5 protein-coding genes and 2 pseudogenes are annotated in these 6,231 nt (G+C 58.3%); 5 read left to right on the plus strand and 2 right to left on the minus strand.

Features of this window, described 5'->3' with window-relative positions; all coding sequences use genetic code 11:
* Nucleotides 1-121: 121 nt before the first annotated feature.
* Together dnaG and AKU94_RS16335 are read right to left on the minus strand one after the other, a co-directional pair.
* Entirely contained in the window at nt 122-2,083 is a 1,962-nt protein-coding gene (gene dnaG, locus AKU94_RS16330; protein ID WP_050528320.1) for a DNA primase, read from the minus strand.
* Between the two features lie 85 nt (nt 2,084-2,168).
* A complete protein-coding gene (locus AKU94_RS16335) occupies nt 2,169-3,356 on the minus strand; it encodes an amidohydrolase (RefSeq protein WP_232295784.1) in 1,188 nt (395 codons plus the stop codon).
* 145 nt (nt 3,357-3,501) lie between these two features.
* On the opposite strand from AKU94_RS16335, the gene AKU94_RS16340 reads away from it, so the two are divergent.
* The 5 genes and pseudogenes from AKU94_RS16340 to AKU94_RS19805 form a co-directional block, all read left to right on the plus strand.
* Nucleotides 3,502-4,302: a lytic murein transglycosylase gene (locus AKU94_RS16340; protein WP_157056580.1), complete on the plus strand. Its 801-nt coding sequence runs from the start codon at nt 3,502-3,504 to the stop codon at nt 4,300-4,302.
* A 353-nt stretch (nt 4,303-4,655) separates the two neighbouring features.
* A complete protein-coding gene (locus tag AKU94_RS19800; protein WP_157056581.1) occupies nt 4,656-5,315 on the plus strand; it encodes a hypothetical protein in 660 nt (219 codons plus the stop codon).
* 52 nt (nt 5,316-5,367) lie between these two features.
* Nucleotides 5,368-5,533 (plus strand): annotated as a pseudogene (locus tag AKU94_RS16350) (transposase); the annotation flags it as partial.
* Between the two features lie 214 nt (nt 5,534-5,747).
* A complete protein-coding gene (locus AKU94_RS19375) occupies nt 5,748-5,972 on the plus strand; it encodes a hypothetical protein (RefSeq protein WP_157056422.1) in 225 nt (74 codons plus the stop codon).
* A gap of 20 nt (nt 5,973-5,992) precedes the next feature.
* A pseudogene (locus AKU94_RS19805) lies at nt 5,993-6,231 on the plus strand (hypothetical protein); the annotation flags it as partial.

Genomic DNA, 6,231 nt, shown 5'->3' on the forward strand with positions numbered 1-6,231 from the left:
GCGCGAATCACGGGAGGGAAAAGGCTTTTACCCCATTTTTCCCTATTTCCCCCATGTATCAGCATTTTTATGGAAGTTAAAAGGCCGTCCAGTGGTTCCGTATCGCCCTTTGCTGCAATTTCTAGCGCTTTGGACGCCCGCTGCGACCGAAATCGATTCGGTCCCACAAGTTGCGGGCTTCTTCTACCTCTTCGCGGTCCATCTCTACCCCGTTTTCTGCGATGAAACCCTCGCCCTTAGCCATCTGCGGTCCTTTCGCGGCGGTAAAACGCGCCTCATTGGCCTGCGTCAACCGCCATGTCAGCCCTTCATCCGCAAGGCCGTCGATATCTTCGGCTGCCTCACTCACCTCTCTTCGTCCACCCCGCACTGTGCGCAGCTTGCGCAACATATCCCCCACACAAATTTCGGCGTAGTCCAGATCATCGGCCCGGCGGATTGGTGGAGCAGACATGACATGGTTCTGGTTAAACAAGGTTTCAACCACCGTACGCCGCTCTGCCAGTAATTTTTCCAGCCCTTCGGCATCACTGCCGCCGTGCAAAAGGGCAAGCCGCAAATCATCCTCGACCGGATCGGAAAACTCGAGCCGTTCCAGCACCGGCTCAAACCGTGATGTCAGGACAGGGTGGGTAAGCAGCGCCCCGAGAATAATCTGCTCCAACACCCTCTCGTCGCTATTGCCGATCACCAGCGCCGAGGTTTTTGTCGTCGCCACGGGGCGCGGTTCGGGCTGCCATGGTTTGCCCTTGGTGCGCTGGTTGGGCATCCATTCCTTGCGCGGGGTCGATTTGCGGGACTGGCTGAACAGTTTCCAACTGAGACTTTTGATCGTAGTTTCATAATGCTTACGGATCGTAACGTCTTTGATGCGCATGATCGCGTCGTTCAGCGACTTATCAAGCGCGGCCTTACGTTCGGGGCTGTCAAAGCTGCGGCCTTCGGTCTCTCGTTGCCACAGCAGGTTGACCATAGATTGTGCCCCATCCAACACCGCCCGCATCGCCCCCGCGCCCTGCGCCTTGAGCAGGTCATCAGGGTCCAGCCCCGCAGGCAGCACCGCAAAGCGCAAGGATTGCCCCGCCTCGATCAGCGGCAAGGCCAGATCCACCACCCGCAACGCCGCCCGCAGACCCGCCGTATCACCGTCCAGCGCGATAATCGGCTCGGGGGAAACCCGCCACATCATCCGCAGCTGATCCTCGGTCACGGCCGTGCCCAAGGGGGCCACCGTCGATTTGAACCCCGCCTCGACCAAGGCGATCACATCCATATAACCTTCGGCCACAAGCAGTGGCGCCCCCTTGCCCGCCGCCTCGCGTGCGGGACCAAGATTGAAAAGATTACGCCCCTTGTCGAAAAGCTCGGTCTCTGGTCCGTTAAGATATTTTGCCCATGCGTTCGGGTCCAACGACCGGCCGCCAAGGCTGATGGCGCGGCCCCGCCCGTCCCTGATCGGGAAAATAATGCGCCCGCGAAACCGGTCATAGGGTGCGCGGCCATCATCGGGGGTCGCACAAATACCCGCATCCACGATCAAATCGGGCGCGAACCCCTTTGCCTGCAGCGCAGCAAAGGCCCCTTGCCGCGTATCGGGCGCCCAGCCGATCTGCCAACGCTCTTGCGCATCCCCCTTGAGACCGCGCCGGTCAAGGTAATCGCGCGCGGTTTGACCCCCACCGGTTTTCAACTGCAGGCGGAAATATTTCACCGCCTCTTCCATTACCTCGGCCAATTGGCTGCGCCGGTCGGCCTTCTTGGCGGCCGCCGGATCACGGGCGGGCATCGTCATACCGGCCTCACGGGCCAGAAGCTCTACCGCCTCCATGAACCCGAGGTTCTCTGTCTCCATGACAAAATTCAGGGCATCGCCCTTGGCGTGACAGCCAAAGCAGTAATAAAACCCTTTGCGATCATCGACATGAAAGCTGGGGGATTTCTCCTGATGAAAGGGGCATGGCGCCCACATATCGCCCTTGCCTTGGTTGGATTTACGCATATCCCAAACCACCTTGCGCCCAACAACTTGGGACAGGGAGACGCGGCTGCGCAATTCATCAAGGAAACCGGCTGGAAGACTCATCCCCTATATATCGGCCGTGGGCGCGCGATAGGCAAGCCGTGCAACCCACTCCGGGGCCGCAGGTACAAAATTCATGCCAAATACCCTAACCCAGCATATCGCGGGCGATCCGGCAAAAGATCCTTGTGCCAATCGCGATCAGATCATCAGGGAAATCATAGTCGGGATTATGCAGCGACGGGTGGTCCAGCCCCGCCCCCAACATCACCATGGCGATCTTGCAATCGGGCAGCCCCGCAAAGGCACCGAAATCCTCGGACGGGCGCATCGGCAGGCCACCCGGTGCATGGGCAATATCCAACCCGTCAAGTGCCGCCGCGATATGGGCCGTGGCCTGCGCATCATTGGCACAGGCCTTGAAATCATCATGCAGGCTGGTGCTCAGTGCCAACCCGTGTTTCTCTGCTGCCTCCTGCGCCAATTCAAAGACCTGCGCCTTGAGCGCCGCCATCGGCGGGTCCGTCATCGTGCGCAGGGTCGCCCACAGCTCTCCATGGGCGGGCGAGATGCCAAAGGCCGGTTCCCCCATCTGCGCATGGGTCAATGTGAGCAGCCGGAAGTCGGGCGACAGCGCCCCGCCCGTCCCGAGCGCCCCCAACGCGGGGATCAATTCAGCCAGCGCCAAGGCCGGAGAGATACCATGCTCGGGCTGGGCCGCATGGCTGGTCTTGCCCTCCAGCGCGATCCTGACCCCGACCGAGGCACAGGCCATCGGCCCCTCGGCCAGCCAGCACTCGCCAAGCCGCACCCCCGGCATATTATGCAAGGAAAACGCCCAATCCGGCCTAAGCCCCGCAAAACCGGCATCCGCCACCACCGCCGCCGCGCCAGAGCCATCCTCTTCGGCGGGCTGGAACATCAAGACCACCCGCCCCCGCGCAGGCCGCTTGCGCGAGAGCAGACGCGCAAGACCCAGCAGAATGGCCATGTGTCCATCATGTCCACAAAGATGCGCCACGCCGGGAATGGTTGAACGATGGGCGATCTCCGACAATTCCTGAATCGGCAGCGCGTCCAGCTCACACCGAAACAGCACCGTTGGCCCCGGCGCGCCGCTGTCAAACACCGCCGCCACGCCGTGACCACCCAAGCCCGTGACCAGTTGATCGGCCATCCCGCCAAGAGCCGCCACCACACGCACGGCCGTCTGTGCCTCAATGCCGGAAACCTCGGGAAAACGGTGCAGCTCATGGCGCAACGCGGTCAGCTCGGCGATATCGGAATTGGTCAACATCACCACCCCGCCCCAAACTGCCGCGTCCTTATCCCCCATTTTGTCATCCTAGATCCCCCTGCCAATCAGGCCATCGGTTGCACAGGGTCCGGGGCGGGTCAATCATGCATTTTGCAAAAGCTGCCCTTGAATGGCCGCACTATCACCGTACACTCCCCTAGACTTAGGATTCTGGAGTAGAAACATGTTTGCACTGAAACCTGTGATGCTGGGCGCTGCCCTATGCTTGGCTGCGGGGGCCGCAGTTGCGGCCAGTTGCTCCGACACCGGCGGTGGATATGAACGCTGGAAATCCGAGATCGCCGCCGAGGCCGCCGCCCAAGGCGTGGGCAAGCGCGGCATCGCGGCCCTGATGGCCACCAGCTATTCGCGCGAAACCATTTCGGCAGATCGCAACCAGAAAAGTTTCAAATACTCGATCGAGAAATTCATGCAGGTGCGCGGGGCGGCCACCATCGTCAAACAGGGCCGCCGCCAAAAGGCCAATAATGCCCAACTCTATGCCGCGCTAGAACAACGATACGGCGTGCCTGCGGGGATATTGGTTGCGATCCACGGAATGGAGACCGCCTTTGGCAGCTATATGGGCAATACGCGGATCGTCTCGGCGATTTCTACATTGACCTATGATTGCCGCCGCTCCGATTTCTTTCGCCCGCATATGATGGCCGCGCTGATACTGGTGGATCGCGGCTCTATTGATGGCAATTCGGTCGGAGCCAAACATGGCGAATGGGGCCATACGCAGTTCTTGCCCGGCAACGCGCTGAAATACGGGGTGGATGGGGATGGCAACGGGCGGGTGGAGCTGAACAACCGCATTGATGCACTGGCCTCTACCGCCAATTTCCTGCGCCAAAAGGGCTGGCGTCCGGGGCAAGGTTATCAAAAAGGCCAGTCCAATTACGCCGTTTTAAAGGAATGGAATGCCGCAACCGTGTACCAGGAAGCGATTGCGATCATGGCTGCCCAGATCGACAGATAAGCAATGGGTGCGCGAGATGCGCTGCCGCAGAAAGCGCGGCGGAACTTTGCTGTTTACCCATGCGAAACACCAAAATTTTGCACACCTTTTTCCCAACTGAGTTAGGCGCTCATTCTCGACGACTTCGCGCAGTATGGGGCAACGCAAAGTAAGTTCACAATGTCTCTCGCCCTATGCCTTGACTGGCGAGTTCCGTTTAGCGGACGTTGACTCAGCGCGCAGCTAATGGCGGCGACGCGCCCAAAGAGGACGACCTACAATGCCCGGGGTCGGCCCAAAAACTGTCTAAAATACTATAGTTTTGTGCGCTACAACTCTCAAAAGCACGTCAAACTGAATAAGGGCGTAAGCAAGTGGATGATCCAATTGCGCTAATTGAACTGGGATTCAGGCTGGCATGCGAAAAACATGAACAAACCCATTATCGTTGGCGAGCGCTGCACCATAAATTGGAGCAACTTCGCGGCAACGATGCACCCTATGATGCAGGGAACCATGACGCAAGAATTGATTGTCTCCTTCGCGAGATGGAAGATGATCAGGTGCGATATATTTGCGCCACAGGCAAACGCAGCGCCCACCCCAATTCACGAACAAAATTACAAATTCAATTATCGCGCTACTGGATTTCGAGCACCTACGAACTGCTGCGAACAACATCTCAAGCAATGGGACAAGGCAGCGAGTTCTTTAAACTTATATCCAAACATAAACACATGTTTGCCGCATATCGCGTTCCGATTTCCAAGCAAGAACCCCACAGAGTTGCCAAACCAAGCTTGATACAGGAACTTGATCTTGAACAATCGAATTCCGAGAAAGCAATGAAGGGCGAACTTCCAGGTATTAAAGTGCTCTACGAAGGTTCAGGTTCATATCGTGTTAAGCCTTTGTTTGACTTGGATTCAGGCTCAATCGGCTTTGTAGTCTATGACGGAAAAGCGAAAACGTTGGTAGGAAAACCGCGTAGAGAACTCTCCGACATGAACTACCCCCCGAAATTCGGACAGTGACGTAAGCTACGATTTACAGTCTGCTGATCTTCGACGAGAAGGAGATCAGCAGATGTCGAACCGCAAACAACATGCGCCTGAATTTAAGGCGAAGGTCGCGCTGGAAGCCTTGAAGGGCGAGGCGACCGCCGCCGAGCTGGCGAGCCGGTTCGGGGTGCATCCGACGATGATCCATCAATGGAAACGTGCGCTCCTTGAGGGCGCCTCCGGCGTGTTTGAACGCGGTGGCAAAAAGAATCCCGAGATCAATGAAGAACAGGTGAAAGAACTCCACGCCAAGATTGTGGGGTAAGCCCGCGAACGCCATGCGTTCGAGAGAGCGGGCGCACGCCGTGGCCAACGGTACGGGGGCTTGCGCGGCCCCGCTGGGGCCACGGTCCCCTTGGCTTTGTCACGAAAGCTCAAACCATGGACCGGCAAGTGAGGCGCGACATGATTGAGCCGAATAATTCCATTTTGTCCATTGGGCAGCAATGCAGGTTGCTGTCGATCTCGCGCTCGTCATTCTATTACAAGCCTAAGGGCGAGACCGAGCAGAACCTCAGCTTGATGCGGCGGATCGATGAGCAATTTCTGGAGACGCCGTTCTTCGGTGTCCGCCAGATGACTTGGCACTTGCGCAGTTCAAGGGACCGTGGCCCCAGCGGGGCCGCGTAAGCCCGCAGAACGGCCACTTGGTGAACGAGAAACGGATACGCCGGCTGATGCGCCTGATGGGGCTGATGCCGATCTACCAAAAACCCAACACCAGCAAGCATGCGAAAGGGCACAAGACGTATCCCTACCTGCTGAGAGGTCTGCGGGTAGAGCGTCCGAACCAAGTTCCCCTCTCACACATGCAAGCATGTGTTGCCGGTCAGTGGGTGCTCGGATATTACCTATCTGCCCATGCGCCGAGGGTTCCTCGTATCTGGCC

Origin of the sequence: Pseudorhodobacter aquimaris (assembly GCF_001202025.1) — a bacterium.
GTDB classification, from domain to species: Bacteria; Pseudomonadota; Alphaproteobacteria; order Rhodobacterales; family Rhodobacteraceae; genus Pseudorhodobacter; species Pseudorhodobacter aquimaris.